At 65.0% G+C, this 25,155-nt stretch carries 28 protein-coding genes and 1 tRNA gene; 22 read left to right on the plus strand and 7 right to left on the minus strand.

What is annotated here, in order from left to right; translation table 11 throughout:
* The first annotated feature begins 3 nt into the window (after positions 1 to 3).
* From CXY73_RS05000 to ccsB, 10 genes are read left to right on the plus strand one after another with little or no spacing between them, the layout of a single operon-like run.
* On the plus strand, positions 4 to 303 hold the full coding sequence (locus tag CXY73_RS05000) for a hypothetical protein (protein WP_104134837.1): 300 nt from the start codon (positions 4 to 6) through the stop codon (positions 301 to 303).
* Positions 300 to 1,601 carry a hypothetical protein gene (locus tag CXY73_RS05005; protein WP_104134838.1) on the plus strand — a complete coding sequence of 434 codons (1,302 nt, stop codon included), beginning with the start codon at positions 300 to 302 and terminating at the stop codon, positions 1,599 to 1,601. Before CXY73_RS05000 ends, CXY73_RS05005 begins: the two co-directional genes overlap by 4 nt.
* The gene (locus tag CXY73_RS05010) at positions 1,595 to 2,131 is read left to right on the plus strand and encodes a hypothetical protein (protein WP_146071629.1); all 537 of its coding nucleotides are present in this window, start codon (positions 1,595 to 1,597) and stop codon (positions 2,129 to 2,131) included. The genes CXY73_RS05005 and CXY73_RS05010 overlap by 7 nt, the downstream gene beginning before the upstream one ends.
* Complete coding sequence (locus CXY73_RS05015) at positions 2,124 to 2,759, plus strand: hypothetical protein (protein ID WP_146071630.1); 636 nt, start codon at positions 2,124 to 2,126, stop codon at positions 2,757 to 2,759. The genes CXY73_RS05010 and CXY73_RS05015 overlap by 8 nt, the downstream gene beginning before the upstream one ends.
* Positions 2,756 to 3,322 (plus strand): hypothetical protein, encoded by a 567-nt coding sequence (locus CXY73_RS05020; protein WP_104134841.1) that lies wholly within the window; start codon positions 2,756 to 2,758, stop codon positions 3,320 to 3,322. The genes CXY73_RS05015 and CXY73_RS05020 overlap by 4 nt, the downstream gene beginning before the upstream one ends.
* Positions 3,323 to 3,369: 47 nt before the next feature.
* The gene (locus CXY73_RS05025; RefSeq protein WP_104177023.1) at positions 3,370 to 4,014 is read left to right on the plus strand and encodes a histidine phosphatase family protein; all 645 of its coding nucleotides are present in this window, start codon (positions 3,370 to 3,372) and stop codon (positions 4,012 to 4,014) included.
* Positions 4,011 to 4,616 (plus strand): TlpA disulfide reductase family protein, encoded by a 606-nt coding sequence (locus CXY73_RS05030; protein WP_104134843.1) that lies wholly within the window; start codon positions 4,011 to 4,013, stop codon positions 4,614 to 4,616. Before CXY73_RS05025 ends, CXY73_RS05030 begins: the two co-directional genes overlap by 4 nt.
* The gene (locus CXY73_RS05035) at positions 4,613 to 5,374 is read left to right on the plus strand and encodes a cytochrome c biogenesis CcdA family protein (protein ID WP_104177024.1); all 762 of its coding nucleotides are present in this window, start codon (positions 4,613 to 4,615) and stop codon (positions 5,372 to 5,374) included. The genes CXY73_RS05030 and CXY73_RS05035 overlap by 4 nt, the downstream gene beginning before the upstream one ends.
* Positions 5,358 to 7,028, plus strand: coding sequence for a cytochrome c biogenesis protein ResB (locus CXY73_RS05040; RefSeq protein ID WP_104177030.1), 1,671 nt, complete (start codon positions 5,358 to 5,360; stop codon positions 7,026 to 7,028). Before CXY73_RS05035 ends, CXY73_RS05040 begins: the two co-directional genes overlap by 17 nt.
* A gap of 15 nt (positions 7,029 to 7,043) precedes the next feature.
* Positions 7,044 to 8,099: a c-type cytochrome biogenesis protein CcsB gene (gene ccsB, locus CXY73_RS05045; RefSeq protein WP_369831211.1), complete on the plus strand. Its 1,056-nt coding sequence runs from the start codon at positions 7,044 to 7,046 to the stop codon at positions 8,097 to 8,099.
* A gap of 90 nt (positions 8,100 to 8,189) precedes the next feature.
* On the opposite strand, the gene CXY73_RS05050 is transcribed toward ccsB, so the two are convergent.
* From CXY73_RS05050 to CXY73_RS05065, 4 genes are all read right to left on the minus strand, one after another.
* Entirely contained in the window at positions 8,190 to 9,176 is a 987-nt protein-coding gene (locus CXY73_RS05050; RefSeq protein ID WP_104134845.1) for an o-succinylbenzoate synthase, read from the minus strand.
* Positions 9,177 to 9,253: 77 nt separating this feature from the next.
* Positions 9,254 to 9,511 carry a hypothetical protein gene (locus CXY73_RS05055; protein ID WP_104134846.1) on the minus strand — a complete coding sequence of 86 codons (258 nt, stop codon included), beginning with the start codon at positions 9,509 to 9,511 and terminating at the stop codon, positions 9,254 to 9,256.
* Positions 9,508 to 9,840 carry an ATP-dependent DNA ligase gene (locus CXY73_RS05060; protein WP_104134847.1) on the minus strand — a complete coding sequence of 111 codons (333 nt, stop codon included), beginning with the start codon at positions 9,838 to 9,840 and terminating at the stop codon, positions 9,508 to 9,510. The genes CXY73_RS05055 and CXY73_RS05060 overlap by 4 nt, the downstream gene beginning before the upstream one ends.
* A 43-nt stretch (positions 9,841 to 9,883) precedes the next feature.
* Positions 9,884 to 10,942: an RNA polymerase sigma factor RpoD/SigA gene (locus CXY73_RS05065; protein WP_104177031.1), complete on the minus strand. Its 1,059-nt coding sequence runs from the start codon at positions 10,940 to 10,942 to the stop codon at positions 9,884 to 9,886.
* A gap of 220 nt (positions 10,943 to 11,162) precedes the next feature.
* On the opposite strand from CXY73_RS05065, the gene CXY73_RS05070 reads away from it, so the two are divergent.
* The 3 genes from CXY73_RS05070 to CXY73_RS05080 are packed head-to-tail and all read left to right on the plus strand — an operon-like array spanning position 11,163 to position 14,305.
* Positions 11,163 to 12,074 (plus strand): 1,4-dihydroxy-2-naphthoyl-CoA synthase, encoded by a 912-nt coding sequence (locus CXY73_RS05070; RefSeq protein ID WP_104134849.1) that lies wholly within the window; start codon positions 11,163 to 11,165, stop codon positions 12,072 to 12,074.
* 29 nt (positions 12,075 to 12,103) lie between these two features.
* Positions 12,104 to 13,261 (plus strand): AMP-binding protein, encoded by a 1,158-nt coding sequence (locus CXY73_RS05075; protein WP_233198147.1) that lies wholly within the window; start codon positions 12,104 to 12,106, stop codon positions 13,259 to 13,261.
* 9 nt (positions 13,262 to 13,270) lie between these two features.
* On the plus strand, positions 13,271 to 14,305 hold the full coding sequence (locus CXY73_RS05080) for a 1,4-dihydroxy-2-naphthoate polyprenyltransferase (RefSeq protein WP_369831209.1): 1,035 nt from the start codon (positions 13,271 to 13,273) through the stop codon (positions 14,303 to 14,305).
* On the opposite strand, the gene CXY73_RS05085 is transcribed toward CXY73_RS05080, so the two are convergent.
* Positions 14,279 to 14,578: a DUF4229 domain-containing protein gene (locus tag CXY73_RS05085; RefSeq protein WP_104134850.1), complete on the minus strand. Its 300-nt coding sequence runs from the start codon at positions 14,576 to 14,578 to the stop codon at positions 14,279 to 14,281. The genes CXY73_RS05080 and CXY73_RS05085 overlap by 27 nt on opposite strands.
* A gap of 72 nt (positions 14,579 to 14,650) precedes the next feature.
* Between CXY73_RS05085 and CXY73_RS05090 the strand changes: the two genes are divergently transcribed.
* Positions 14,651 to 15,100, plus strand: a complete 450-nt coding sequence (locus CXY73_RS05090; protein WP_104134851.1) for a PLD nuclease N-terminal domain-containing protein — start codon at positions 14,651 to 14,653, stop codon at positions 15,098 to 15,100.
* A complete protein-coding gene (gene menD / locus CXY73_RS05095) occupies positions 15,093 to 16,814 on the plus strand; it encodes a 2-succinyl-5-enolpyruvyl-6-hydroxy-3-cyclohexene-1-carboxylic-acid synthase (RefSeq protein ID WP_104177025.1) in 1,722 nt (573 codons plus the stop codon). The genes CXY73_RS05090 and menD overlap by 8 nt, the downstream gene beginning before the upstream one ends.
* Before the next feature lie 115 nt (positions 16,815 to 16,929).
* On the opposite strand, the gene CXY73_RS05100 is transcribed toward menD, so the two are convergent.
* Entirely contained in the window at positions 16,930 to 18,162 is a 1,233-nt protein-coding gene (locus tag CXY73_RS05100) for an isochorismate synthase MenF (protein ID WP_233198148.1), read from the minus strand.
* A gap of 94 nt (positions 18,163 to 18,256) precedes the next feature.
* Here CXY73_RS05100 and ubiE point away from each other — a divergent pair, with 94 nt between their 5' ends.
* Genes ubiE through CXY73_RS05115 form a run of 3 tightly spaced genes read left to right on the plus strand, consistent with a single transcriptional unit; the run spans position 18,257 to position 21,481 of the window.
* The gene (gene ubiE / locus CXY73_RS05105; RefSeq protein ID WP_104134853.1) at positions 18,257 to 18,958 is read left to right on the plus strand and encodes a bifunctional demethylmenaquinone methyltransferase/2-methoxy-6-polyprenyl-1,4-benzoquinol methylase UbiE; all 702 of its coding nucleotides are present in this window, start codon (positions 18,257 to 18,259) and stop codon (positions 18,956 to 18,958) included.
* A 22-nt stretch (positions 18,959 to 18,980) separates the two neighbouring features.
* Positions 18,981 to 20,051, plus strand: coding sequence for a polyprenyl synthetase family protein (locus CXY73_RS05110; RefSeq protein ID WP_233198149.1), 1,071 nt, complete (start codon positions 18,981 to 18,983; stop codon positions 20,049 to 20,051).
* A gap of 47 nt (positions 20,052 to 20,098) precedes the next feature.
* Positions 20,099 to 21,481: an FAD-dependent oxidoreductase gene (locus tag CXY73_RS05115; protein WP_104134854.1), complete on the plus strand. Its 1,383-nt coding sequence runs from the start codon at positions 20,099 to 20,101 to the stop codon at positions 21,479 to 21,481.
* A 96-nt stretch (positions 21,482 to 21,577) separates the two neighbouring features.
* Here CXY73_RS05115 and CXY73_RS05120 read toward each other — a convergent pair whose 3' ends face one another.
* A complete protein-coding gene (locus tag CXY73_RS05120; RefSeq protein ID WP_092448417.1) occupies positions 21,578 to 22,066 on the minus strand; it encodes a YajQ family cyclic di-GMP-binding protein in 489 nt (162 codons plus the stop codon).
* 181 nt (positions 22,067 to 22,247) lie between these two features.
* Between CXY73_RS05120 and CXY73_RS05125 the strand changes: the two genes are divergently transcribed.
* From CXY73_RS05125 to CXY73_RS05140, 4 genes are all read left to right on the plus strand, one after another.
* Positions 22,248 to 22,514, plus strand: coding sequence for a hypothetical protein (locus tag CXY73_RS05125; RefSeq protein WP_104134855.1), 267 nt, complete (start codon positions 22,248 to 22,250; stop codon positions 22,512 to 22,514).
* A gap of 104 nt (positions 22,515 to 22,618) precedes the next feature.
* A tRNA-Tyr gene (locus CXY73_RS05130) sits at positions 22,619 to 22,703 on the plus strand.
* 73 nt (positions 22,704 to 22,776) lie between these two features.
* Positions 22,777 to 23,604 carry an inositol monophosphatase family protein gene (locus CXY73_RS05135; protein ID WP_104177026.1) on the plus strand — a complete coding sequence of 276 codons (828 nt, stop codon included), beginning with the start codon at positions 22,777 to 22,779 and terminating at the stop codon, positions 23,602 to 23,604.
* A gap of 191 nt (positions 23,605 to 23,795) precedes the next feature.
* Positions 23,796 to 24,962 (plus strand): M23 family metallopeptidase, encoded by a 1,167-nt coding sequence (locus CXY73_RS05140; RefSeq protein WP_146071631.1) that lies wholly within the window; start codon positions 23,796 to 23,798, stop codon positions 24,960 to 24,962.
* The last annotated feature ends 193 nt before the right edge of the window (positions 24,963 to 25,155 follow it).

Raw genomic sequence — 25,155 nt, forward strand, 5'->3', positions numbered from 1 at the left:
GCCATGACGCAGAATAGACTTGAGGTTGATACCGGGGCCGTTCGCAGCCTCGCAGAGAATTTCGACGTCGTTCGTCGCGGCCTCAGCGATGCGAGCGCCGTCGGTGTGGAATTGGGGACCATGGTCGGTCACGCGCACCTGGCGAGCGTTATCGACGACTTCTCGTCGAAATGGGACGATCGCCGCACCGAACTGACCGAGCAGCTCACGCAAATGCACACCATGGGTCAAGCAGTGGCGGACGGATTCGAATCGGTGGATTCTGGACTAGCTCGTGCTCTGACCGAGACCCCAAGTTCGTGAGCGGCTACGACCCGCTTCCGGGCGATCCGACCGGCGTGCGTACAGCGGCAACCAAGTACACGCTGACAGCGGATGCCGTGCGCGATTCCGCCGCCGAACTGCGCCGGCTCATTGCGGCTGATGACCTGGGTCGGAGCGAGGCCGTGTCGGCACTTGTGGAGTTGTCCGGCGATGTCGCTGGCCGGCTGGAAAAGCTGCACGGCCGCTATGAGACAGCGGGTTCGTCGCTCACCGTCTACGCCGATTCATTGGAAACGGCCCAAACCATGGCGCGGCAGGCAATCGATGCGCGTGACTACGCGGCGACCGAAGCATCTACCGCTCAGTCGTGGGCCGACCACTATTCCGACGCGGCGCGCGCAGCGATCGACCCGGCAGACCAGGTGGACGCCCAGCGACTAGCCTTCGCGCACGAGTCGGTCGTTGAGGAACTGACGGTACAACTTGCCGCGACCCTGCAGAATTATCATGATGCGATTTCACTGCGCGATTCTGCCGCGGCCGTCGCTGCCGAGCAAATCGCTGCTGCGATCGAGCAGGATGGCCTTAACGACTCCCTCTGGGATGATTTCAGCGGCTGGGTCGCCGAAAATGCTGCCGTCCTAACCACCATCAAGAACATTTTGGGTTATCTGGCGGCGGGACTGGCGCTTCTGAGCTTGTTCTTTCCGCTCCTCATCCCATTTGCCCTGGCCATCGCCGGGGCAACGGCACTGCTGAGCCTGGTTCTCGCCAGCACCGGACAAATCTCATGGATTGAGTTTGGCCTGGACGCGCTCACGTTTGCTAGTTTGGGCGTCGCCGCCATCGCCGGCGTGGCGCTCAAGGGCACGATGGCAGCCTTGAAGACCACACGGGTAGCCCAAATCACCAGGTTGGGGACCAGCAAGAATCCCCTGCGCTCGGTATCGTCCAGCTTCAACGGCGTGCTCCCGAGTAAGGTCGGGTTCTCGAACAAGGTGGGCTGGTACCGAGAGGTGCTTTCGACCAAGGGAGTCGCCAACGCTCAGGCGTCGCGGGTGTTGAGCAATGCGCGAGCCGGCGCTGGTGGCCCTGGCGATGATCTGCTCGTTGGCTTGGCCAAGGTTAATATCGGGTTTCAGCGCGTGGAACTGGCAATCCCCACCGTGCTCAAGGGAACGAATTTAGCCCTCGACCAGCTCGGACTCCCAGCGCAGGTGCTCAACCCCATCATGCCCGACGCCGTTGATAACGTACTCAACGCGGGTGCCTCCGTGGACGATTGGTACGAGCACGTGAATGAGCAGGCAACATGGAGAGTGGGAACATCGTGGTGAAGCCGGGATGGCCGAACAAGGCCCACCGAATCTCAGACCTCGTTTTCTTCGGCTCCGTCGTCTTTTTCGTGATTGTCTGCATGGGATCGGCACTCGTCATCGCGGTGCTCGGGCTAACCACCGGCTCGACGCCGACCGAGGAACAGGGTGGGTTCTTCGGCTGGAGTGCCAAGTATCCAGCGTTCAACCCGCAATCCTGGACGCTCTTCGTCCCAGCAATCGGTCTGCTGTTCCTCTCCATCTTCACCATCCCATTGCCGCTTCGACGGTTTCCCAAACCCGGGCGCGCCACGTTCGCCTGGTTCGCTTTCGTGGCCTTCCTGTTCTCCATTCCGTTGGGCACCGCTTATTTCGGGGCACCCGGCATTCACAACGAAGGGACGCTGGCACTCTTTGTCTACCTGGCGGCGTGGGTACTCTTCGTCGTACGCGACATCCTCGGCTGGGTGCACCTCGTTCCACGGGCGTGGCGAGAGGGCCCAACGGCGCGCAGCCGTCGTGCACGGAAGCCGGCGTCAGCGGATGCCTGACTTGGGTTCCCGGCCAACCGCGCCATCAGCCCCACGCGTCCGAAGCGCCTACCGGCTCGTGCTTCCGCCCGGTTGGGTGCTGATTCCAGTTGGTGAGTCTGCCGAGCAGGCCATCACGAATCTCATCGACCGACAGTTCGCCGGACTGCCGAATGACAGTTACGGCCCGCAGAAGAAGCGTCTCGGCGACGGCCTCCGCACCATCGCCGCCGAAGCTCGCCAGGCCGGTGGGATTGACCTCATTTTTCCGCTGGCTATGCCCTGGCTGGTACCCGTCTCAGCGGGCATTGTGGTGAGCGAGGTGCGAACGGACGCGCCGTCCGGCACGGCGGTCGCTCTGCTCGTGGAACGCATGCAGGTGCGGCAACCCAACGCGACGAGCGCCGTGACCCGGGCCGGGCGCTGCGTGCGCGAACTCGTTGATCTGCCGCGTGCTGATCAACTGACCGTGGCCGCCGTGGCCGCCGTGCGCACCGTGCACTACACCTGGCCCGTCCCTGGCGCACCGGGCACCTTTCTGGTCGCCGCGCTCACGATCTCTGGACAGCCGATCACGGAGTTCGAGCCAATCGTCGAGGCCCTCACCGAGCTCTTCGACGTCATGATGGAATCGGTGGTCTGGTCATGACCGCAACCATTCGGGTGGACTTCGATCGCGACCTGTGGCTTTATGTACCCGAGGAATGGCCGTGGAACCAGTTCGCGGATCTCGACGACTGGGCCGGCACGATCACGGTTCTGTTGACGGATGCCTATACCCTCGATGCGGCTACCGCGCGCTGGATTGATGAATCGTTGCACTCGATCGCGAACGACCGACCGAAGACCGAGTCCCGCTTTGTCTACTTGGCCAACCCAGCGGAGTCTGTCTTCTTTGTGAGCGTGCTCTACCCGGCGAGGTCACCGGAACTGACCCTCGACGACCTCGCGGCGGTGCATGACCCCGCCGCCACGAGCGCGGTCGCGGTGACCACGTTTTCGTCGGAGCTGCTCGGTGACGGGGTGCGCAGCATCCGCTATGCAGACGCGGGAGAGCCCGATCATGACATTGCCGCGATTGCGCAGTATGCGTGGAAGGGTGACGACTTAGACGTGGTGGTCATCGCCGCCAATTTCAACATTGCGCTGCTGACCGAGTTGCTGCCGATCGTGGATGACCTCGCCCGGAGCATCAGCATCGTTGACGCCTGAGCGCTCTCACGGCGGTTTCAAGGCTGGGGCCTCCGTAGACTAGTCGGGTGGTAGCCAGTCAAGTGCATCTCGTGCGTCACGGTGAGGTCTTTAACCCCGAACGCGTGCTCTACGGACGGCTGCCGAATTATCGACTGTCCGAGCAGGGCGTGCTCATGGCTGCCACCGCCGCGGCCGAACTGGTCGAACGTGGCCGCCCGGTCGTGCGCGTGATCGCCTCGCCGCTGCAGCGTGCGCAGGAATCGGCCGCTCCGATCGCCGCAGCCTTCGCGTTGCCGATCGACACCGAGGAACGCATCATCGAACCGACCAACAGGTTCGAAGGCAAGCGGGTGCGTGGCCAGGGCGGCGCTCTGCGCGACCCCCGCAACTGGCCGGCTCTGGTCAACCCGATCCGGCCGAGCTGGGGTGAGCCTTTTCGGGCTGTCGCGAAGCGGATGCTCGCGGCGATCGATGACGCCTGGAACTCCGTGGACGAGGGCGATGTCGTGCTGGTCAGCCACCAGTTGCCGATCTGGATGGTGCACCGTGCGCTCGCCCACGAAAGCCTCGCCCACGATCCGCGCAAGCGCTGCTGCGATCTGTCGAGTATCACGACCCTGTCTTGGCGCGGCGACCGGTTCGCCGAGACCAGCTACGCCAGCCCGGCCTTGGCGCTGCTGAACCCGAGCAACGATGTGGGCGCAGTATGAGCCGCCGTTTGATTCGGCTGCTTGCCGGACTTGCAGCCGCCTCGTTCCTTCTCGCTGGTTGCTCCTCTGACCCTCTAGCCGAGCAGTACCGCGAGGGCTCGAGCAAGGGCTTCATCGCCGGCGACGGCAGCGTCACCGAGATCGCCCTCGCCGACCGTGGCGAGGCCATCGCGTTCTCCGGCGTGACCGAGACCGGTGAAACGGTCACCAGCGACGCCTTGCTCGGCGAGGTTCTGGTCGTCAATTTCTGGTACGCGAGCTGCGCGCCGTGCCGCGCCGAGGCATCCGATCTGCAGAACCTCAACGCGCAATTCGAGAACAAGGGCGCGAGTTTTCTCGGCGTTAACGTGCGTGACCAGGCGCCGAACGCGATCGCGTTCAACGAGACCTACAGCGTGACTTACCCCTCGGTGCTCGACGTCGACACCGGCGCCATGCAGCTCGCCTTCAGCGGCAGCATTCCGCCGAACGCGGTGCCCACGACGCTCGTACTCGACGCCGAAGGCCGGGTCGCCGCGCGCATTCTCGGTCAGGTCACCTCGCCATCCATTCTGGAAACCCTGATTCGGGACACGATCGCGGAGACTGGCCCGACCGAGTGAATAATCCCTTCGGAGAGATCGTCTTCAGCGGGCAGCTGCTCTTCGCTATTCCCATCGCGCTCCTCGCAGGTCTGGTGTCGTTCGCCTCCCCGTGCATTTTGCCGCTCGTGCCGGGCTACCTCGCCTACATCGGCGGCTTCACCGACGGGAGGGCCGGCACGTCCAAGCGGGATCGGCGCGGACGCAACCGACTGCTGACCGGGGTCGGCCTGTTCGTGCTCGGCTTCACAGTGGTGTTCGTGCTCACCGGCGTCGTCTTCGGTGCGGCCGGATTCTGGCTTAACTCCTACCGCGACGTGATCACCCGGATCGCTGGCGTCGTGGTTATTCTGCTCGGCCTGGTCTTCGTTGGCCAGTTCGGGGTGATGCAGCGCACCATCAAGACCAACTGGCGCCCCAAAATGGGTCTGGCCGGAGCGCCCCTGCTCGGCGCGGTGTTCGCGGTCGGCTGGACGCCGTGCACCGGCCCGACGCTCACCGCCATCAACTCGCTCAGTCTCGGCACTGGTTCGCCCTGGCAGGGCGGCCTGCTGGCGCTGTTTTACTCCCTCGGCCTCGGTATTCCATTTTTGCTGATCGCCCTCGGCCTCAACTGGGCCACCGGATCGGTCGCATTCCTGAAACGGCATATACGTGCCATCAACCTGTTCGGCGGCGTTTTGCTCGTCGTCATCGGAGTCCTTATGGTGACCGGTATCTGGAACACCTGGCTCCTCGACCTGCAAGGGGTGATTGGCAGCTTTGTCCCGGCCATCTGACCACTACGACTCCCGACCGCAAACACCAGGGGTCCTGCAGCCCAAGCTCGGCCTGACCGGCTGGCTACGCTGGTTCTGGCGCCAGCTCACGAGCATGCGCACCGCCCTGTTTCTGCTGCTGATGCTCGCCATCGCCGCTATTCCCGGATCGCTTGTGCCGCAGCGCAGCTCGGATCCGAACGGTGTCACGCAGTATTTCGCCGACAACCCCGACCTGGCGCCGGCCCTCGACCAGCTGCAAGCCTTCGACGTGTACACCTCGGCCTGGTTCTCGGCGATCTACCTGCTGCTGTTTATCTCGCTCATCGGCTGCGTCATTCCGCGCACCAAACACCACTTTCTGGCCTTGCGCGCGAAGCCGCCGACCACTCCGGCCCGGCTCTCCCGCCTGGCGGGTTTCACCGAGCGTGACGCGCCGGCTGAAGCGGATGCCGCCGCCGCCATCACCTACGCCCGCACCCTCCTGAAATCCAGCGGCTACCGCGTCGCCCGGTTCGAGGCCGAGGGAGAGTCATCGGTCTCGGCCGAACGCGGCTACCTGCGCGAGACCGGGAACCTGATCTTTCACGGCGCCCTGGTTGGCGTTCTAATCACCGTCGGATTCGGCGGCGGCTACGGCTTCAGCGGCCAGCGCGTGCTGGTCGAAGGCCAGACCTTCGTGAACACGCTGCTGGCGTACGACTCCTTCAACCCCGGGCGTTTTTTCGACGACGGCACCCTCGACCCGTACACCCTGAGCCTCGACGACTTCGCGGTGGCCTACGAGCAGCTCAACCTGCAAGCCTACGGCCAGCCGATCGACTTCACCGCCGACGTGACCGTTACTCCCAAGGGCGCAGAAGCCGAGCCCAGCGCGGTCAAGGTCAATGGGCCGCTGCGCACGAATGGCACGAGCATCTACCTGCTCGGCAACGGCTACGCACCGACCATTCAGGTCACGGCACCCGACGGTACCGTCGTGTTCTCCGACTCGGTACCGTTTCTGCCGCAAGACGCCAACCTCACCTCGCTCGGCATTGTCAAGGTCCCAGACGGTCTGGCCGAACAGCTCGGTATGATCGGCTTCTTCTATCCCACCCAGGACAAGGCCCAGTCCGGGGCGAACTTCTCAAGTTACCCCGACCTCGAATATCCGCTGCTCACCCTGAACGTGTACACCGGCGACCTCGGTCTCGATGACGGCGTGCCGACATCCGTTTATGCACTCGTCACCGACGATCTGACCCGGCAGACCGGCGGCACCACCGGTGTCGACTCGATCGAACTCAAGCCGGGCGAGTCCACCGAGCTGCCGAATGACCTCGGCACCGTCAGCTTCATCGACAATGACCCAGCCGCTTCGGCTGCCGGCGATTTCAAGCAGTCCGTTCCGCGCTTTGCCAGCTTCGACATCCATCACGATCCGACCCAGATCTGGCTGATCTCCTTCTCTGCACTCGTGCTGTTCGGCCTGTTCACCGGACTGCTTGTGCCGCGTCGCCGAGTCTGGGTGAAGGCGACCACGCGTGCCGATGGAACGGTGCACCTCGAATACGCCGGTCTCGCCCGCGGCGACGACCCTGCCCTCAAAATCGCCGTCACAGCCCTGGCCGACCGACACCTGAAACTGCTCAAATTCCACCAACCCATCGCCGCCACCCCCGAATCGACTTAGGCTTAGATCGTGAATCTGACTGACTCCGCACTGCTCAACTCGTACTCGCTCTACGCGCTGTACTCGGCGATGGCCGTCTATGCCCTCGCTTTCATCGCCTTCGCGATCGACCTTGCCCGCCGCTCGAGCGCGGTCGGCGTGATCGAGGCGGCCCACCTGGTTGAACAGGATGCCGCTGCTTCGGCCGGCGCCGCACCACCCGCTGGCGGCACCCTGACCCTGAAACGGCCAGTGTTGTCCCGCATCAGCGCGCGAATGGACAACGACGCGGCCCTGCCCTATGGCCGCTCGTCGAGCCTGCGGGTCGGCGTCTCGCTCACAGTGCTCGCCTGGGCACTGCACCTCGCGGCGACTGTCATGCGCGGTTTCGCCGCGGACCGGGTGCCGTGGGCGAACATGTACGAGTTTGCAATGACCGGAACCTTGCTCATCATGACCGTGTTCCTGCTGGTGCTGGTGCGCTCGGACCTGCGTTTTCTCGGAACCTTCGTCACCGGCCTCGTGCTCGTGCTGCTCGGAATTGCCGCCCTGCAGTTCTACGTCGAGGTGGCCCCGCTGCCGCCTGCGCTGCAGTCGGCCTGGCTGGTGATCCACGTTTTCGTGGCGTCCCTCGGCACCGGAATGTTCGCTCTCGGCTTTGCGCTGTCGACCGTGCAGCTGTTGCAGTCGCGAAGAGAGAACCACGTGCTCGAGGGGGTTGTCTCGCCGCGCGGGGCGATTGCATCCGCTCTGCGCCTGCGTTTTCTGGCCACGCTGCCGTCGTCGGCGACCCTGGAGAATCTGTCCTACCGCATCAATATCGTCGGCTTCATTTTGTGGACCTTCACCCTGATGGCGGGCTCGATCTGGGCCGAACAGGCTTGGGGCCGGTATTGGGGCTGGGACACCAAGGAGGTCTGGACCTTCATCATCTGGGTCATCTACGCCGGCTACATCCACGCACGCGCAACCCGCGGCTGGCGCGGATCACGCTCGGCGTGGCTGTCTATCATTGGTTTCAGCGCCGTCATGTTCAACTTCGGCATCGTCAATGTGTTCTTCAAGGGCCTGCACGCCTACTCGGGCCTCTAGCCCAAACCCGAGGTCCCGCAAAAGCGGAAAAACGTTGCTTCGACCGGGCTGAAGCAACAATTTTCCCACTTTCGTGAGCTGGGATGCGCGCTACTCGGCGGCGGCGAGGAGCGCGTGGGTGCGCGCGAGGCGCGCCAGCCACCAGTCTCGGCGCTCCGGACTGGCCGCGTGCTGTTTCAACAGAGCAGGGTCGGGGGCGACCCGGCGCACCGGAATCGCGCCGTCGACCGGGAGCAGCGGGTCGGTCGTGACGTCCTCGGCCATCAGCGAGGCTGTGCCCAGCCCGCAGTCGAAGTACAAGCCGGGAACGGATGCGGCCAGGTGGGCGCCCATGGACAGCCCGACCGAGGTGTCGAGGGCGCTGGAGACGACGACCGGAAGCCCGGTCTGGCCGATGATCGACAGGGCGGCGCGAATGCCGCCGAGCGGCTGCGCCTTGATCACCAGGATGTCGGCGGCGCCGGCCCTCGCCACGGCGAGCGGGTCGCTGCTCTTGCGTACGCTCTCGTCGGCGGCGATCGGTACGCTCAGGTAGGTCGTGCGTTGGCGAATCTCTGCCAGTTCCGGCACGGTCATGCAGGGCTGCTCGACGTATTCGAGATCAAAGGCGCTCAGGGCGTGAATGGCATGCTCGGCCTCATCCACGTTCCACAGTCCGTTCGCATCGATCCGGATGCGTCCCTCCGAGCCGAGCACGCGGCGCACCTCGGCGACCCGGGCCACGTCATCGGCCAGGGTCTGGTCAGGGCTGGCCACTTTCACTTTGACGGTGCGGCAGCCGGGAAAACGGGCCAGCACCTCGGCGACCTTGTCTACAGCGACGGCCGGCACGGTGGCGTTGACCGGAATACTCCTGCGCAGCGGGTGCGGCGTGTCTTGCCAGCCGAAATCAATCGCGGCCCGCAGCCAGTTGGTGGCCTCAGCGCCGTCGTATTCGACGAATGGCGAGAACTCCGTCCATCCCTGCGGCCCCTCGAACAGCAGCGCTTCCCGGTTGTCCAAGCCTCGAAAGCGGTCGAACAGTTTCAGGGAGACGACGTGCGCGGAACCGAGTATCTCATCCAGTGAGGGCATCATGGTTCTAGTTTGGCAGCCTCCGGCTGGGTAGACGGCCAGAGCAGCTGGTGGCTGGTGACCGGCCTGCTGCTCAGGATTCAAAGCGAATCCTGATAGCGGTCATCGCCCTCATCATCGTGGTCGATGCCGTTCGACTTGACGTTGACCAGGGCGACCGCGATGCCGGGGGCGATGAGCAGGTAGGCGTCTTCAAGCCGGCCCTCCCCGCTGTTCACCCGCCACCAGTACGGCAGCCCAGCAGCGATGGCGCCGTCGATCTCCACCTGGATCGACTCGACCGAACGGCCGCCAAGGGAATAAGGCTTGCCGCCATAGACGATATCGATGCGGTTCATGGTTCGTCCTTCGAACTCGATGGCGCGGCTGGGGAACGGGGTTCGGGAACGATTTGCAGGCCGCCAGAGGAGTTGGCCGTGGCCATGAGCGCCTCGATCCACTCGCGGTTCAGGGTAGGGGAGCGGCTGCCGAAGTACTTGTACGCGATCGGGATGCCGGGGTGTAGCCAGATGGTGGTGCGCCCGTCGCCCACCTGCGGGTCATCGCGCCAGGTGAAATAGAACGACTCGCCGCGCCGAAGCTTGGCACCGACGACCACCTGAATATGGGCCAGCACGCGATCGTCGAAGTCTGCGGTGAGGGTTGAGGCGTAGGTCAGCTTTCCCATGTCTCGCTCCAGCTCGTGTGCATTCGGTTGATCGGTGAACCCGCTAGTCGCTCAGGTAGTGCTCCAGTCGAGGTACGTGCAGCAGTGCCAGCGCGCGTTTCTCGATCTGCCGCACGCGTTCCCGGGTGACGCCCTCGATGTGGGCGATCTGGTCGAGGGTGCGGGGTTCGTTGCCGTCGAGGCCGAACCGGGCCCGCAGAATAGAGTGTTCCCGAGGCGGCAGTGTTTCCAGAAAGAAGCGAATGTCCGCGGCACGCAGGGTCAAGGTGGCGTGCTCGTCGGGCTGGGGCAGGTCGTCATCGATAATGAGTTCAGCCATGTCGCCGGCGCCATCGCCGACCGGGGTGTGCAGGGAAATCGGTTCGTTGTCGTACTGCAGCAGCCGCAGCACATCGCGCACAGGAATCTGGGCGGCCTCACCGATCTCGCGTGCTGTCGGGTCGCGGTCGAGCACGCTCGTGAGATCGCGACGGATCCGCTTGATCTTGTTGAGCTTCTCCGCAGTGTGCACTGGGATGCGGATCATGCGTGACTTGTCGGCCATGCCGCGGTGGATGGCCTGGCGGATCCACCAGGTGGCGTAGGTGGAGAATTTGTAGCCGGTCATGAAGTCGTACTTTTCGACCGCCCGCACCAGGCCCATGTTGCCGTCCTGCACGAGGTCCATGATGGGCACCCCGCGACCGGAATAGTGTTTGGCGATGCTGACGACCAGCCGCAGGTTCGCTTCGATGAACTGGTTCTTGGCGCGGCGCCCGTCGTGCACGAGCCAGGCCAGCTCCCGCTGCTCCACCGAATCGCGCGGGATGGCATCGCCGTCCCGCAGCAGTCGGGCCTCAGCGAACAGACCCACCTCGATGCGGCGCGCCAGATCAACCTCTTGCTCGGCGTTGAGCAGGGTCCCCTTGCCGATGCGGCGCAGGTAATCGCCGAAGGCATCCGTCGATGCGGCGCTATAGCTGGCCGATGACGCGGCGCGGCGTGGAGCGGCAGTCGCTGCCGGGCGCGGCAGCGAAGCCGAGGTAGTTTGAAGGCGCGGCGGTTGAAGGCTCGTGACGTGCACGGTCTTGGCCGAGGCGGTACTCGTTTGAACTGTCGTCATCATGAGCGCTTGCCCCCGCACTGGCTACTGCTGTCTGTGATATTCATGGCCACCTCCCCGTGCATTCCAAGTCATTAGTACACCCCCGAAAGGGGGTAGCGATCAAGGGCTTGACTTATTGTTCGGTAAAGGTTACCTGAGGTTAATTCGTTTTTACAACCGTGAGTATTACGAGTCGGCAACGCCGCAAACCGCGCGTCTGTCCCCGTAGGCTGAGAGTATGAGCGAACAGGTATCCGAAATCTTCGACGCGAGCCAATGGAAGGCCGTTTCGGGCTTTGAGGATCTCACCGATCTCACCTACCATCACGATCTGAGTGGGCGCATCGCCCGCATCGCCTTCGACCGGCCCGAGGTGCGCAACGCCTTTCGCCCGCGCACGGTCGACGAGTTGTTCAGCGCTCTTGAAGACGCTCGGCTGAACTCGAAGATCGGCGTCGTTCTGCTCACCGGCAATGGCCCAAGCGCCAAAGACGGCGGCTGGGCCTTCTGTTCCGGTGGCGATCAGCGCATCCGCGGCCGGGACGGCTACAAGTACTCCGAGGGCGCGACGGCAGCGGGCATCGACCGCGGGCGCGCCGGACGCCTGCATATTCTTGAAGTGCAGCGCCTCATCCGTTTCATGCCCAAGGTCGTCATCGCGGTTATACCCGGCTGGGCGGCCGGCGGCGGGCACTCCCTGCACGTGGTCTGTGACCTGAGCATTGCCAGCGCCGAAAACGGCAAATTCAAGCAAACGGATGCCGACGTCGGTTCCTTCGACGCCGGTTACGGCAGCGCCTATTTCGCCCGCCAGGTCGGCCAGAAGGCCGCCCGCGAGGTGTTCTTTCTGGCCCGCGAATACTCGGCCCAGCGGGCGCTCGAGATGGGCGCGATCAACGCCGTCGTGCCGCACGCCGAACTCGAAACCGTGGCACTGGACTGGGCCAGGGAGATTCTGACCAAGTCGCCCACCGCGATTCGCATGCTCAAGTTCGCCTTCAATGCCGTCGACGACGGCCTGGTCGGCCAGCAGGTGTTCGCCGGCGAGGCGACCCGACTCGCTTACGGCACCGATGAGGCCGTCGAGGGCCGGGACTCCTTCCTGGAGAAGCGGGAACCGGACTGGTCGCCGTACCCATGGCAGTACTGACGTGATTCGCCCGTCATGATCGGCCCGTCGTGAGGTCGTTGCTCGCGGTCGCGCCGGAGAATCCGCTCGATTTTTTGGTCGTGTTGCGAAACGCGCTCGCTGGCAGCGGGCCGGCCGTGCTGCCGCTGGCGACCGAGCGGGCTGCTGGAATGCCGGTCCTGGGCGACGTGCCGAAACGGGTCGCCGTGGTGATCGAGACCTCCGGGTCGACGGGGGTGCCGAAACGGGCCATGCTCGCCACCAATGCGTTGTTGGCCGGTGCCGCGGCGTCGGCGGTCGCCCTCGGTGGAGCGGGGCAATGGCTGCTGGCCCTGCCGGTGTACTACATCGCTGGGGTGCAGGTGCTGGTGCGCTCGATCGCTGCCGAAACCACCCCGCTCGTGCTGGCGCCGGGCCACTTCGATCCGCAGAACTTTCTTCGCCTGGCCGAGAGCCTGACCGAGCCGCTGCGCTATACCGCGCTGGTTCCGGTGCAGCTGGCCCGGCTGCTCGACGCTGCGGATGACCCGGCCCTGCTGGCCGTGCTGCGTCGTTTCACTGCGATTTTGGTCGGCGGGCAGGCCATCCGACCCGAGCTCATTGCGCGGGCGGCCGAACTGGATGTGCGGGTCGTGCGCACCTATGGATCGTCGGAGACCGCAGGTGGGTGCGTCTACAACGGGGTTCCGATCGGTGACACCCTTGTGCGCATCGTCGACGGGCAGCTCGAGCTGTCGGGCTCGGTGCTCGCCGAGGGCTACCTCGACGATGTTGCGCGCGCGGCTGACCGGTTTGTCGTGGAGCACGGGGTGCGCTGGTATCGCACCGGCGACCTCGGCTCGATCGACCCGGCGAGTGGCCGCGTCACGGTGCTCGGCCGGGCTGACAACGTGATCATCTCCGGCGGTGAGAAGGTGTCCCTCGACGCCGTCGAACGGATCGTACGGTCTTTTGGAGGCTTCGAGACGGCGGTTGTGCTCGGCGGCGATGATGCCCAATGGGGCCAGGTGCCGGTTCTGGTGGTCGCCGGGGCAGAAGGCGCAGCCGCGGATCTGGCTGGAGTCAGGGCTTCCGTTGTAGCGCTGCTGGGGCGTGCGGCCAGGCCCGCGCGCGTCGTGCGAGTGGAGCAGATTCTATTGCTGGCCTCGGGTAAGCCCGACCGGGTGGCGCTGGCCCGGCAGGCTTTCGCCGGTACGCCCGACCAGTAATATGGTGGCGTGGCACAAGGAGCTAGGCCGGTCAGGCCCAAACAACAAAGACTGAACCCTGCAGCGACGCTGGCCGGTGCCGCTTCCGGCGGCAAAACCAGCGGCAGATCCGGCCACCCCGCCTACAAGAACGGTCCGCCGCGCAAGGGACCGGCTGCGGTCAAACAAGCCACCGCCGCCGACTGGATCGTCGGTGCGCGCCTGCGCACCCTGCCGCTCGCCATCGCTCCTGTGCTTCTCGGCACCGGAGCCGCCATCGTCGCGGCTGGCCCCGGTATCTACCACCCGGTGCGCGCGCTGCTCGCCCTCGCGGCGGCCCTTCTGCTGCAGATCGGCGTCAACTACGCCAACGACTATTCCGATGGCATTCGCGGCACCGACGCTTTTCGGGTCGGTCCGGCCCGGCTCACCGGCGGCGGTGTCGCCGACCCCCGCACCGTGTTGCGCGTCGCGCTGGTCTTCTTCGGCCTCGCCGCTGTGGCCGGCCTGACCCTCGTCATTCTGACCCAGTACTGGTGGCTGCTACTCGTCGGCGTCGTCGCCCTTTTGGCGGCCTGGTTCTACACCGGCGGCAAGAAGCCCTATGGCTACCTCGGCCTCGGCGAATTGTTCGTGTTCGTCTTCTTCGGCCTCGTCGCCACCACCGGCACCACCTACGTGCAGGTCGGCGACTTTACGACCGAGAGCGTGCTCGGCGGTGTGGCCATCGGCCTGATCGCCTGTGCCGTGCTCATGGTCAACAACCTGCGTGACATCGTGCCCGACAAGGCCGCTGGCAAGCGCACCCTCGCGGTGCGCATCGGACGCACAGCCTCCCGGGTTGTCTTCTGCGTCTTCCTGCTGCTGCCGTTCGTGATCGCCGGACTGTTCAGCCTGGTTTATCCGCTCGGGATCTTCACGTTCTTCGTGCTGCTGCTGGCGCTGCCGGCCTGCCTCATCACGGTCACCGCGACGTCGGCCAAGGAACTCATACTTGCGCTCAAGCTGACCAGCCTCGCGGCGTTGGCCTATGGGCTGTTACTGGGACTTGCTTTCGCGTTTTGAGTTGGTGGTTTCTTCGGTATTCAGCGCCTCATCCTCGACCTCAGAATCCGGGTTCACCGGCTCCTTGTCGGGGTGCCGCGCCTTATACAGGTCACGCGCAACGCTCTCGCGGGACTTGCCGAGGAACAGGTAGGACAGGCACAGGCCGAGTATGGCAGCGATGACGGCTGCAACCCAGGGCCAGAAGCCGAAGGAAAGCAGGATCGCCAGCGGTACGGCAAACATCAGCACGCGCATCACGGAGTAGTACAGCCAAGGGGCCACGAATTTCATGAGCCAAGTTTAGAATGCCGCGCCTGAGCATCCGCACATGTCTCTCACGGCCAAGCGCCATACAATTAGCTCATGCCCAAGCTCTTGATCGGACTAGGACTGGCCCTGGTCATTCTCACGGTCTACTCCCTCGTAGACTGCGCCGTCTTCGACCGCAAACGCATTCGTGGTTTGCCGCGATGGGTATGGATTTTCGTCATCGTACTGGTACCACTGATCGGCCCGCTGCTCTGGCTGCTGGTCGGCCACGGACGCTCCACTCCCACCACCCGGTCGTACCGATCGGTTGCTCCCGATGACGACCTCGATTTTCTGCGTGGCCTGAACGGCGGCGGCGTTGCCACAGCAACCGGCGAAAACCGACCATTCAACGAGAAAGACCAGCAGGAACGCATCCGGCGGATGGAGCAGGACCTCGCCGATCTCGACAAAAACGATCCGGCACCGGGCAAGGGTGCCGGCGTAGACCCGAAGAAGAAGGAACCGGGCGAGGGCGAGCAGCCTGGCCGTCGGGATGCCTGAGCGGGTCGTTGTTGTCAACCCACACCAGAAGAGCCCGGCTTCTGACTTCAGCATCGCCCTGCTGAACGAATTCGTCCTTCTCGGGCTGCGCGATCTCGTGCTCTGTCCCGGAGCGCGCTCGCAGGCGCTTGCGCTGGCCGCGGCCGAGCTGGAACGGGCCGGCGGCATACGCTTGCATGTGCGCACCGATGAACGCAGCGCCGGCTTTCTCGCGCTTGGCCTCGCCTTGGAGACCGGTCGGCCTGCCCTCGTCGTCGTCACGTCGGGCACGGCCGTGGCTAATTTGCACCCGGCTGTGCTCGAAGCGCACCACGCCGGGGTGCCGATGATCCTGCTGACGGCCGATCGTCCGACCGAGCTGCGCGGCATCCGTTCGAACCAGACCACCGTGCAGCCCGGCATTTTCGGTGTCGCCACCCGACTGTGCCTCGACGTTCCGGCGCCGGTCGGCGAACCCGACGAGACCGGTATTGCCGCAGCGCTGGCCCGCCAAACGACGGATGCTGCCACCGGCGTATTCACCGCGGCCCCCGGCCCGGTGCAGGTGAATCTGGCGTTTCGGGAACCGTTGTCGGCCGCGCTTCCTGCTGGATTGCCGCCGGTGGCGCCGGTTGCTTCCGTTGCACCCGTCGCTTCGACCGGCGGACCGACCATGCTGCTCGCACCCGGACCCCGCACGATCGTCGTTGCCGGCGATGGCGCCCGCACGGAGGCCGAAGAACTCGCCCATGTCGGAGGCTGGCCGCTGTTGGCCGAAGTCTCCAGCGGGGCTCGGTTCGGCCCGAACCTGGTCGTGCATTATCGCGAGCTGCTCGGCGCCGTCGATCTGGGCGGCGAGGTCGAGCGCGTGATCGTGTTCGGCCACCCCACGCTCAGCCGTGAGATTCCTGCCCTTATCGAACGCCACGGTGTGGAGACCATCGTGATCGCCCCGACCGGACTCGAATGGTACAACCCCGGCCACGCCGTGCGTGCCTTCACCCGCTCGATTGGAGCGGATGCTTCGTGCGCTGCGGCCGCGCGTACGCCGGCCGGTCGCCAGTGGCTGGGCCGCTGGGTCATGACCAGCCGGGCCCTGACCGATGCGGCGGCCGATGAAGGCCGGGTACCAATCGACAGACGCGGTATCACCCGCGCTGAGCTGGCCGTGCTGCGGGCACCGCTGACCCGGGCGCTGCTCGTCGACGCCGTGTGGCGTGCATCGTGGCCGCACGACCGGCTCGTGCTCGGTGCCTCCCGGCTTATCAGAGAAGCAGACAAGCGCGTTCCCGGCAAAAAGATCACCGTGCTGGCCAACCGCGGGCTGGCCGGCATCGACGGCACCATTGCGACGGCCCTCGGAGTAGCCCTGGCCAGCCAGGCCGAACCGGAACCGCGCTCCGTCGGAGTGACGCGGGTACTGATGGGCGACCTGACGTTTCTGCACGACGTGGGTTCGCTGCTGCTCGCTCCCGGCGAACCGCGGCCGCGACTGCAGGTCATTGTTGGAGTCGATGGCGGCGGCAGCATCTTCGACGGCCTCGAGGTGGCCCGGACTGCGCCCGCTGAGGCGATGGAACGGGTGTTGTACACGCCGCGCAATGTCGACCTGCGTGCGCTCGCTGCCGCCTACGGCTGGGACTACGAGGCCGCAGCCACGCGGGCCGACCTGGAGCGTGCCCTGACCGCCGCTCCGACCGGTCCGGTCATCCTCGAGGTTCCGCTCGTTCGCTGAGACTGTGCCGCGAGGGCGAGGGGTCGCAAAGCGTTCTCTGGGCGCGTGTTTTAGGACAACTTGCGCCCCAGCGCCGCGCGAGTCGGGCGCGACGGCCGGCGAGGCTGTGGTCGAGCTACCCGAAGGCCTCGACGATGGGGCGAAACTTCATCTTCGTCTCGGCCAACTCGCGGTCGGGGTCGGAGTCCAGCACGATGCCGCACCCGGCATAGGCAGTGATGCCGCCCTCGGGGGCGACTTGGGCGCAGCGCAGGGCGATCGCCCACTCACCGTCGCCGTCGGCGCCAACCCAGCCGACCGGCCCGGCATAGCGGCCCCGGTCGAACGGCTCGAGCTCGCGAATGAGGCTCAGGGCTTCGAGAGTCGGCGTTCCGGCGACTGCGGCCGTCGGATGCAATGCCGCGATCAGATCGAGCGAGGTCGACCCGTCGCTCAGCGTGCCCTCGAGGTCGGTCGCGAGGTGCCACAGGTTCGGCAGCTTTACCGTGAACGGAATCTCACTCGTCGCGAGCACCGAGGTGTGCGGGCGCAAAGATTTGAGCACGCTCTGCACGGCAAACTCGTGTTCGTCGCCGTCCTTCGACGAAGTGGCCAGGGTGAGTGCCGCCTCGCGGTCGTCTTCGGCATCCGCTCCCCGCGAGATGGTGCCGGCCAGCACCCGGGCGTTGACGGAGCCGTGGTCAGCGCGAATGAGGGTTTCCGGGCTCGACCCGATGAGGCCGTCGACAGCGTAGGTCCAGCAATCCGGGTAGCCGAGCGCGAGCTTGCTGATAGCGCGGCGCAGGTCGGACTCGGCCGGTACTCGCCCGACCAGGTCGCGGGCGAGCACGACTTTGTTGACCTGTTGCGCGCGAATGCGTTCGATACCAAAGCTGACCGCGGTGCGAAAGCCTGCGGGGGGTAACGCTCCCGGGAGTAGCGCGATGCGATACTCGTCGCCGAGTGGATGCAGCGCGAGCGGGTTCGCGGAGGCGCTCTCGCCGGTCACGTGAATGCGCGTCACCCAGCACTGGCCGTCTTCGCGGCCGACGATGATCTCGGGCACGATCAGCACGCTGGTCTGCGCGGACGACTCATCGAAGGCGAACGCACCGAAGGCCAGCAGTCCGGTGCCGGTGCGGGCCAGCGGGTCGGTCACGGTGGCCAGGGCGACGACCTGTTTCCACGCCGCCGCAGCATCCGTCATGCGGGTGGGACCGGAGAATTCGAGCCGCAGCGCGCAACCGATGCCGGCCAAACCCTGGTTGCGACGCATCCAGAGCAGGGGCGTGCGGTCATCGAGCAACAGGATCAGTTGGCGGATATCGGCTATCGGGGAGGTTTCGACCGTCAAGGCCTGCACATTCACTTCTGTAGCCTACGCCCGCGTCACTGCGCCAATGCGACTCTGGGCCCCGGCAACCGTGCAGTTTCGGGAGCCTCCCGCAACCTAGAATGATGGGGTGAATAGAGCAGACCTGAACAAACGGCCCGCGCAGGTGGCTGCCATGTTCGACGAGGTGGCCGCCCACTATGACCGCACAAATGCGCTGCTGTCGGTCGGCAACGCGTCGCTCTGGCGCCTCGCCACCACCAAGGCCGTCAACCCGCAGGCCGGGGAGCGCATTCTCGACATCGCCGCCGGAACCGGAACCTCCAGCGCAGCCCTTGCGCACAGCGGCGCCCACGTCGTCGCCGCCGACTTCTCGGCTGGAATGATCGAGGTCGGCCAGGCTCGCCACGCGCACAACCCGAACATCGAATTCGTACAGGCCGACGCCACCGCGCTTCCTTTTAAAGACAACGAATTCGACGCCGTCACCATCTCGTTCGGACTGCGCAACGTCGTCGAACCGAAGAAGGCTCTCGCCGAGTTCTACCGGGTAACCAAGCCCGGCGGTCGCGTCGTCATCTGCGAGTTCTCAACTCCGCCGCTCACGCTCGTGCGCCAAAGCTATTTCGCCTATCTCAACTACGTGATGCCGCGGGTCGTGCGGCTTGCCTCGTCGAACGCCGAGGCCTACGACTACCTGGGGGAGTCCATCGCGGCTTGGCCGACCCAGCCGGTATTAAGCGGATGGCTGCGCTCGGCCGGTTACTCCAGCGTCGCCTACCGCAATCTCACGCTGGGCATCGTGGCGCTGCACCGTGGAACCAAATCCTGATCAACTCGATAGGCTGACTTACGTGAAATCCAGAGCCCCCGTGATCCGACGAAGCGCGTCGGTGATTAGCCAGGCGGGCCTCGGCGATCGTATTTTCTCGACTGCGGCCGATCGTGGCTTGGCTGCGAACATCGATTCCGGCATCGAGCGGATCGAAGCCGCGCTCCTCGACGAGCTCGTTTACGCCAACGAAATTGCCACCGTCACCAGTCGCTACCTGCTCAATGCGGGTGGTAAGCGGGTGCGTCCCATGCTCGCCCTGCTCACCGCGCACCTCGGCGATGGCGTCGTTCCCGACGTGGTCACCGCGGCGACGGCCATCGAGCTGACCCACCTCGCCTCGCTTTATCACGACGATGTGATGGACGACGCCGACAAACGCCGCGGGGTGCCGAGTGCCCAAACGGTGTGGGGCAACTCCATCGCGATCCTCACCGGCGACCTGCTGTTCGCCCGCGCCAGCCAGTTGATGGCCCGGCTCGGCGAACGTGCCATCAAACTGCAGGCGATCACCTTTGAGCGCCTCGTGATGGGCCAATTTCAGGAGACGGTCGGCCCGCGCGCCGGCGATGATCCGGTCGAACACTACATTCAGGTACTCGCCGGCAAAACCGGCTCGCTCATCGCCGCCGCAGCCCAGGGTGGGGTGGTGTTCTCCAACGCTCCGGCCGAGTTCGAGCAGCCCGTCGTCGACTTCGGCGAGAAGATCGGCGTGGCCTTTCAGCTCATCGACGATGTGCTCGACCTGTCACCGCAACCCGAGGAGACCGGCAAGGTGCCGGGGACGGACCTCCGGGCGGGAGTGGTGACGTTGCCACTGCTTCGATTACGGGAACGCGCCGCGAGCGATGGGGCATCCGCTGATCTGCTGGAGCGGCTCGAACGCGACGTGATGAGTGGCGTCGCCGAGCCGACCGAAGCTGCCGATGCAGCGATCACGGCGCTGCGTGAGCACGCCGTCACCGCTGAAACCCTCGCCGAGGCGCACGGCTGGGCCCGCGACGCGGTCGCCGCCCTCGCCCCGCTACCGAAGGGCTCGGTCAAGAAAGCCCTCACCCGATTCGCCGAGACCATCGTCGAACGTTCCAGCTAGAGCGTGTTGGGGCTTGCCCCGACTGCTCGCGCAGTAAGGAAGTTTCCGTGACCAAATTGAGACTGGCCATCGTCGGAGCAGGCCCGGCCGGCATCTACGCCGCCGACATTCTGCTCAAGGCTGAGCGCAACTTTGAGGTCTCGATCGACCTGTTCGACCACCTTCCCGCGCCGTACGGGCTGGTACGCTACGGCGTGGCGCCAGATCACCCGCGCATCAAGGGCATCATCACCGCCCTGCGCGGGGTGCTCGACAGCGGCGATATTCGAGTGTTCGGGAACGTGCGGTTCGGCGTCGATGTCACCCTCAACGACCTCAAAAAGCACTACAACGCGGTCATCTTCGCGACCGGCGCCGTGCAGGACGCTGACCTGAACATTCCGGGCGCGTCGCTCGCGGGGTCGTACGGCGCCGCCGACTTCGTCAGCTGGTTCGACGGTCACCCCGACGTGCCGCGCACCTGGCCGCTCACAGCAAGCGAGATTGCCGTGATCGGCAACGGTAACGTGGCCCTCGACGTGTCCCGCATGCTGATCAAGCACGCCGAGGACCTGCTTCCGACCGAGATTCCCGGAAACGTGTACGACGGGTTGAAGGCGTCACCGGTGACCGACGTGCACGTGTTTGGCCGCCGCGGGCCGACATCCGTTAAATTCACGCCGCTTGAGCTGCGCGAGATCGGCGAGCTGAACGACGTTGACATGATCGTCTACGATGAGGACTTCGACTACGACGAGGCCGCCAAGGATGCCGTCGTGAGCAACAAGCAGGTTTTCGTGATCGACAAGACGCTGAACGCGTGGCGCGCCCGCGAAACCGGCACGGCCAGCCGCCGCCTGCACCTGCACTTCTTCGCCAAGCCAGTCGAGGTCGTCGACGACGGCACCGGCCGGGTCGGCGCGTTTCGCTGGGAACGCACCACAACGGATGCCGCCGGTGGCGTCGTCGGCACCGGTGAGATGCGCGAGATCCCGGTTCAGGCCGTGTACCGGGCGGTCGGCTACTTCGGGTCGGAGCTGGCCGACGTGCCGTTCGACAAGAAGCGCGGCGTGATTCCCAACCGCGAGGGCCAGGTGCTGCGGCGCGACCCCTCAGCTGGGACCGGCGGACTGTTCAACCAGCAGATGTACGGCGTCTACGTGACCGGCTGGATCAAGCGTGGGCCGGTCGGCTTGATCGGCCACACCAAGAGCGACGCGATGGAAACCATCAAGCACGTGATCAACGACCTGGGAAACTGGTGGCGGCCCGAGTCGCCGTCGGAGGAGAGCATCGTGGCGCTGCTCGACGCGCGCGGCGTGCGCTACACCGGACTCGACGGATGGCACAACCTGGACCAGCACGAGCTCGCGCTCGGTGAGGCGGCTGGCCGCACCCGCATCAAGGTCGTCGATCGCGACGAAATGGTCGCGGTCTCCCGCGCGGAGTAGCCCGCTCTTTTTCGACCGGGACCGGGCCCGGAAACGGGGCCCATAACCCGTCAGGGGCCCGCCTCCGTAAGGTGAGCCGGGAGGGCCGCGCGCCGGCTAGCGGAAGTTGGTGAACTGCAGGGCCACGTCGAGGTCCTTGCCCTTGAGCAGCGCCATGACCGCCTGTAGGTCGTCGCGGCTCTTCGAGCTGACCCGCAGTTCATCGCCCTGAATCTGGCTCTTGACGCCCTTGGGCCCCTCATCGCGAATGATCTTGCTGATCTTCTTCGCGTTCTCCTGGTCGATCCCGGCCTTCATCGACGTCTCGATGCGGTACTCCTTGCCGGAGGCGAACGGCTCGCCGGCATCGAGACTGCGCAGAGAGATGCCGCGCTTGATCAGCTTGGACTCGAACACCTCGAGGATCGCCTTGACGCGCTCCTCGGTGTTCGCCTTCATGAGCACCTTCTCGCCGCTCATCGCGATCGAGGCCCCCACGTTCTTGAAGTCGTAGCGCTGGGCGACTTCTTTGTGGGCCTGGTTGAGGGCGTTGTCGACCTCCATCGGGTCGACCTTGCTGACGATGTCGAACGTTGAATCTGCCATTCCCCCATGGTATCCGACCCGCGAGAGCGCAAAGAGTGTCCGATTGAGCACTCCAAACGCGCTCTCGTGTGACTCATAGGCGATTCATAGGCCACGGATGCCTCGGGCATAGACAGCGTCCTTAGGTTCGTTGTAGCGGCACAGGCAACAACGTGCCAAAGGTGAATATCTGAGGAGAACAATGAAGCTGCGCACACGCATCCGTCAAATCAAGGCCCGGTGGTGGGTGCTGAGCGGTGCCGTCGGAACGGTGGGCGCGGTCAGCTCCGAGCTGACCGAAATCACGTCGGGAGTCACTGCCGGTGACACAGTGATTCTGGCCGATCTGAATGCAGCCATCGCCAGTTCCGAGCCTGAGACCGAGAGCGGGCTCGCGGGCCTTGGCGGCGACACGTCGACCGAACCGGGCGCCCCGCCGGCAAGCATGGGCGGTCCGCCCGCCGGGTAGCCGATGCGCCTTTATCGAGAAGCTGATTTCTCGGTGAGGCGTTTCATCTTGTATTGTTAATCCCGCGTCTCCGGTCAAGTGATTACACCTGGTCGGGAGCGCCTGGCGAGTTACCCAAGCGGCCAAAGGGATCTGACTGTAAATCAGACGGCGTAGCCTTCGTGAGTTCGAACCTCGCACTCGCCACCAGTAGTGCAGCGTGATCAGGCAGGCCTTCCGGCCTGCCTGATCTGGTTAAGACGGCTACCTGTAGCGTTGGGGCATGACGCATCCTGCCCCCACCGAGCTGCTTGATCTCGCGCGCACCGTGGCGCTCACAGCGGGTGCGCTTGCCAAGCACCGCCGCGTCGAGGGGGTCGAGATCGCCGCCTCCAAATCATCGCCGGAGGACATCGTCACCGCGGCCGACCGTGAGGTCGAGCGGCACATTCGTGAATTGCTGGCCGATGCCCGGCCGAACGACGGGTTTTACGGTGAAGAATCCGACGCGACGGGCGGTACGAGCGGGCTCACCTGGGTGGTCGACCCCATCGACGGCACCGTCAACTACCTCTACGACATTCCTTTTTACGCCGTCAGTATCGCCGTGGTGCAGGGCGATCCCGATCCGATGAGCTGGAACACCCTCGCCGGCGCGGTCGTCAACCCGGCCCTCGGCGAGGTGTTCACGGCATCCGAAGGGTCGGGCGCGTGGCTCGGTGACCAGCGCCTGCATGTGAATCAGGATGTTCCGCTGTCGCTCGCCCTGGCCGGCACGGGCTTTGGCTATAAGGCGGCGCGGCGGGTGTGGCAGGCGAACGTCGTTGGCGGTCTCATCGGCCAGGTACGGGACATCCGTCGCATCGGGTCGGCCGCACTCGACCTGTGTTCGGTCGCTTGCGGGCGACTCGACCTTTATTTTGAACGCGGACTCAACCCCTGGGATCACGCCGCCGGTGCCCTGATCGCCCGCGAAGCTGGTGCCCGGGTCGGTGCTCTGCAAGCGGATGCTGAGGGTCGCGACCTGCTGATCGCCGCAGCTCCCAGCCTCTACAGTCAGTTCGAACCCGTGCTCGTCGAGCTGTTTGAACGTTTTCCGGCTCCGGCGTAGGAAGCCTGACACTTTACCCACTTGCCCAAATTGGGGTGTGATCCGCCGCGTTCCTCTGCTATTCTCAGGACTGCGCGCTATCCTTAATCAATTCGTTATATTGGCCAGTCGTTGTTTGGCGTTGTCCAGTACGAGCATCAGTTCCCGTCCGCCTCGCCGAAAGCTGCACTTTGTCACGTCACACTCCATCCTTGGACACTTCCGTGTCCGGCGAGAGTGACGACGCTGTATTTCCCCCCGTGGAACGTGCGGCCCTGACCCGGCGTCAGTTGCGCGAGCGCGAGCGGGTGGCATTCGCCGCCACAGCGCCGGTCGACGAGGACGTCGCCGAAGTAGTGAGGCTCAGCCCCGCCGCTGATTTGATCGTCGCTGCGGACCTGACCGAACCCGACCTCGAGACCGCCGTTGTCACCGAGACCGATGGCATCGTCGCGGTCGCCGATGCCGAGCTCACCGACTACGAAAAGTTGTTGGTTCTCAGCGTCACCCAGTCAATTCCGACCGTGATTCCCGCTGCCGACGCCCGGCCTCGCCGCCGCCAGCGCACCGAGCAGACGGTGGGGGAGGCCTTCGCGCCAGCCCGCGATTTCGTTCCGGCCGGCACGCTGTCGCGGCGCCTGACCCCGTCGCGTCCGCTCGGCGGCAGCATGCGCAAGCGCGCAGCCAAGGGGGCTTCGATCCTCGCGATGTCCTTCGTCGCCCTGATGGCCATCGCCACGTCCCTTCCGGCCGAGGCGCTGCTCTCGGCGCAGGACGTGCAGGCCTCCGCTCGGCAAGCCCAGCGCGTTCCGCCAGTCGAAGACATTCAGAGCATGGACCTGGCCGACGGCGATACTCTCACCGTCGAACGTGACGGGTACGAGTCAAGCTCGATCGCCGAGGTGGCCGCGGCCAGCGGCATCCGTTTGGAAGATACCTTCACCAATAATCCCAACGGAACCATTCAGTGGCCGTTTGCCGTCGGCGTGCACATCGGCGATCAGATTGGCCCGCGCAACTGCGCCGGTTGCTCGTCCAACCACGGCGGCCAAGACTTCAACCCGGGCGTCGGCGCACCGATCCAATCCATCGCCGACGGCGTGGTCAGCTACGCCGAAGACGGCGAAGCCAGCCTCGGCGTGCACATGATGATCGACCACATGATCAACGGCGAGCTCGTCACGAGTGTCTACGCGCACATGATTCACGGATCGATGCTGTTCAAGGAGGGCGACCTGGTCAAGGTCGGCCAGGTCATCGGCAAGACCGGCAGCACCGGAATGTCGACCGGCCCGCACCTGCACTTTGAAATTCGTCAGGGCGGCATTACGGGCATCAAGATCGACCCGCTTGCTTGGCTCTACGCCAATACGAACTAGCTCGCGTCACCAGGTAGACCGCGGGCGCGCGCTGAATGTGGAACCCGCAGAAAGACGCGGAACTTTTTCTGATCACCCGCGAATTGCAGAAGCTATGCGCGTTGACCGGCGAACTAGTGTCTTGCGTCGTAAATTCATTGGTTAAGTGTTATGATGAGTCATGTCGCGAACTGGACGCCCAAAGACTGAGCTG

Origin of the sequence: Cryobacterium sp. Y50 (assembly GCF_002929805.1) — a bacterium.
GTDB lineage: Bacteria > Actinomycetota > Actinomycetes > Actinomycetales > Microbacteriaceae > Cryobacterium.

Coding starts and splice junctions, on each gene's coding strand:
- CXY73_RS05030 (WP_104134843.1), top strand. CDS start 4,011: ATGAGCCGCCGTTTGATTCGGCTGCTTGCCGGACTTGCAGCCGCCTCG.
- CXY73_RS05120 (WP_092448417.1), bottom strand. CDS start 22,066: ATGGCAGATTCAACGTTCGACATCGTCAGCAAGGTCGACCCGATGGAG.
- CXY73_RS05060 (WP_104134847.1), bottom strand. CDS start 9,840: ATGGGAAAGCTGACCTACGCCTCAACCCTCACCGCAGACTTCGACGAT.
- CXY73_RS05065 (WP_104177031.1), bottom strand. CDS start 10,942: ATGACGACAGTTCAAACGAGTACCGCCTCGGCCAAGACCGTGCACGTC.
- CXY73_RS05085 (WP_104134850.1), bottom strand. CDS start 14,578: ATGAAATTCGTGGCCCCTTGGCTGTACTACTCCGTGATGCGCGTGCTG.
- CXY73_RS05070 (WP_104134849.1), top strand. CDS start 11,163: ATGAGCGAACAGGTATCCGAAATCTTCGACGCGAGCCAATGGAAGGCC.
- CXY73_RS05090 (WP_104134851.1), top strand. CDS start 14,651: ATGCCCAAGCTCTTGATCGGACTAGGACTGGCCCTGGTCATTCTCACG.
- CXY73_RS05050 (WP_104134845.1), bottom strand. CDS start 9,176: ATGATGCCCTCACTGGATGAGATACTCGGTTCCGCGCACGTCGTCTCC.
- menD (WP_104177025.1), top strand. CDS start 15,093: ATGCCTGAGCGGGTCGTTGTTGTCAACCCACACCAGAAGAGCCCGGCT.
- CXY73_RS05135 (WP_104177026.1), top strand. CDS start 22,777: ATGACGCATCCTGCCCCCACCGAGCTGCTTGATCTCGCGCGCACCGTG.
- CXY73_RS05020 (WP_104134841.1), top strand. CDS start 2,756: ATGACCGCAACCATTCGGGTGGACTTCGATCGCGACCTGTGGCTTTAT.
- CXY73_RS05015 (WP_146071630.1), top strand. CDS start 2,124: ATGCCTGACTTGGGTTCCCGGCCAACCGCGCCATCAGCCCCACGCGTC.
- CXY73_RS05055 (WP_104134846.1), bottom strand. CDS start 9,511: ATGAACCGCATCGATATCGTCTATGGCGGCAAGCCTTATTCCCTTGGC.
- CXY73_RS05000 (WP_104134837.1), top strand. CDS start 4: ATGACGCAGAATAGACTTGAGGTTGATACCGGGGCCGTTCGCAGCCTC.
- CXY73_RS05125 (WP_104134855.1), top strand. CDS start 22,248: ATGAAGCTGCGCACACGCATCCGTCAAATCAAGGCCCGGTGGTGGGTG.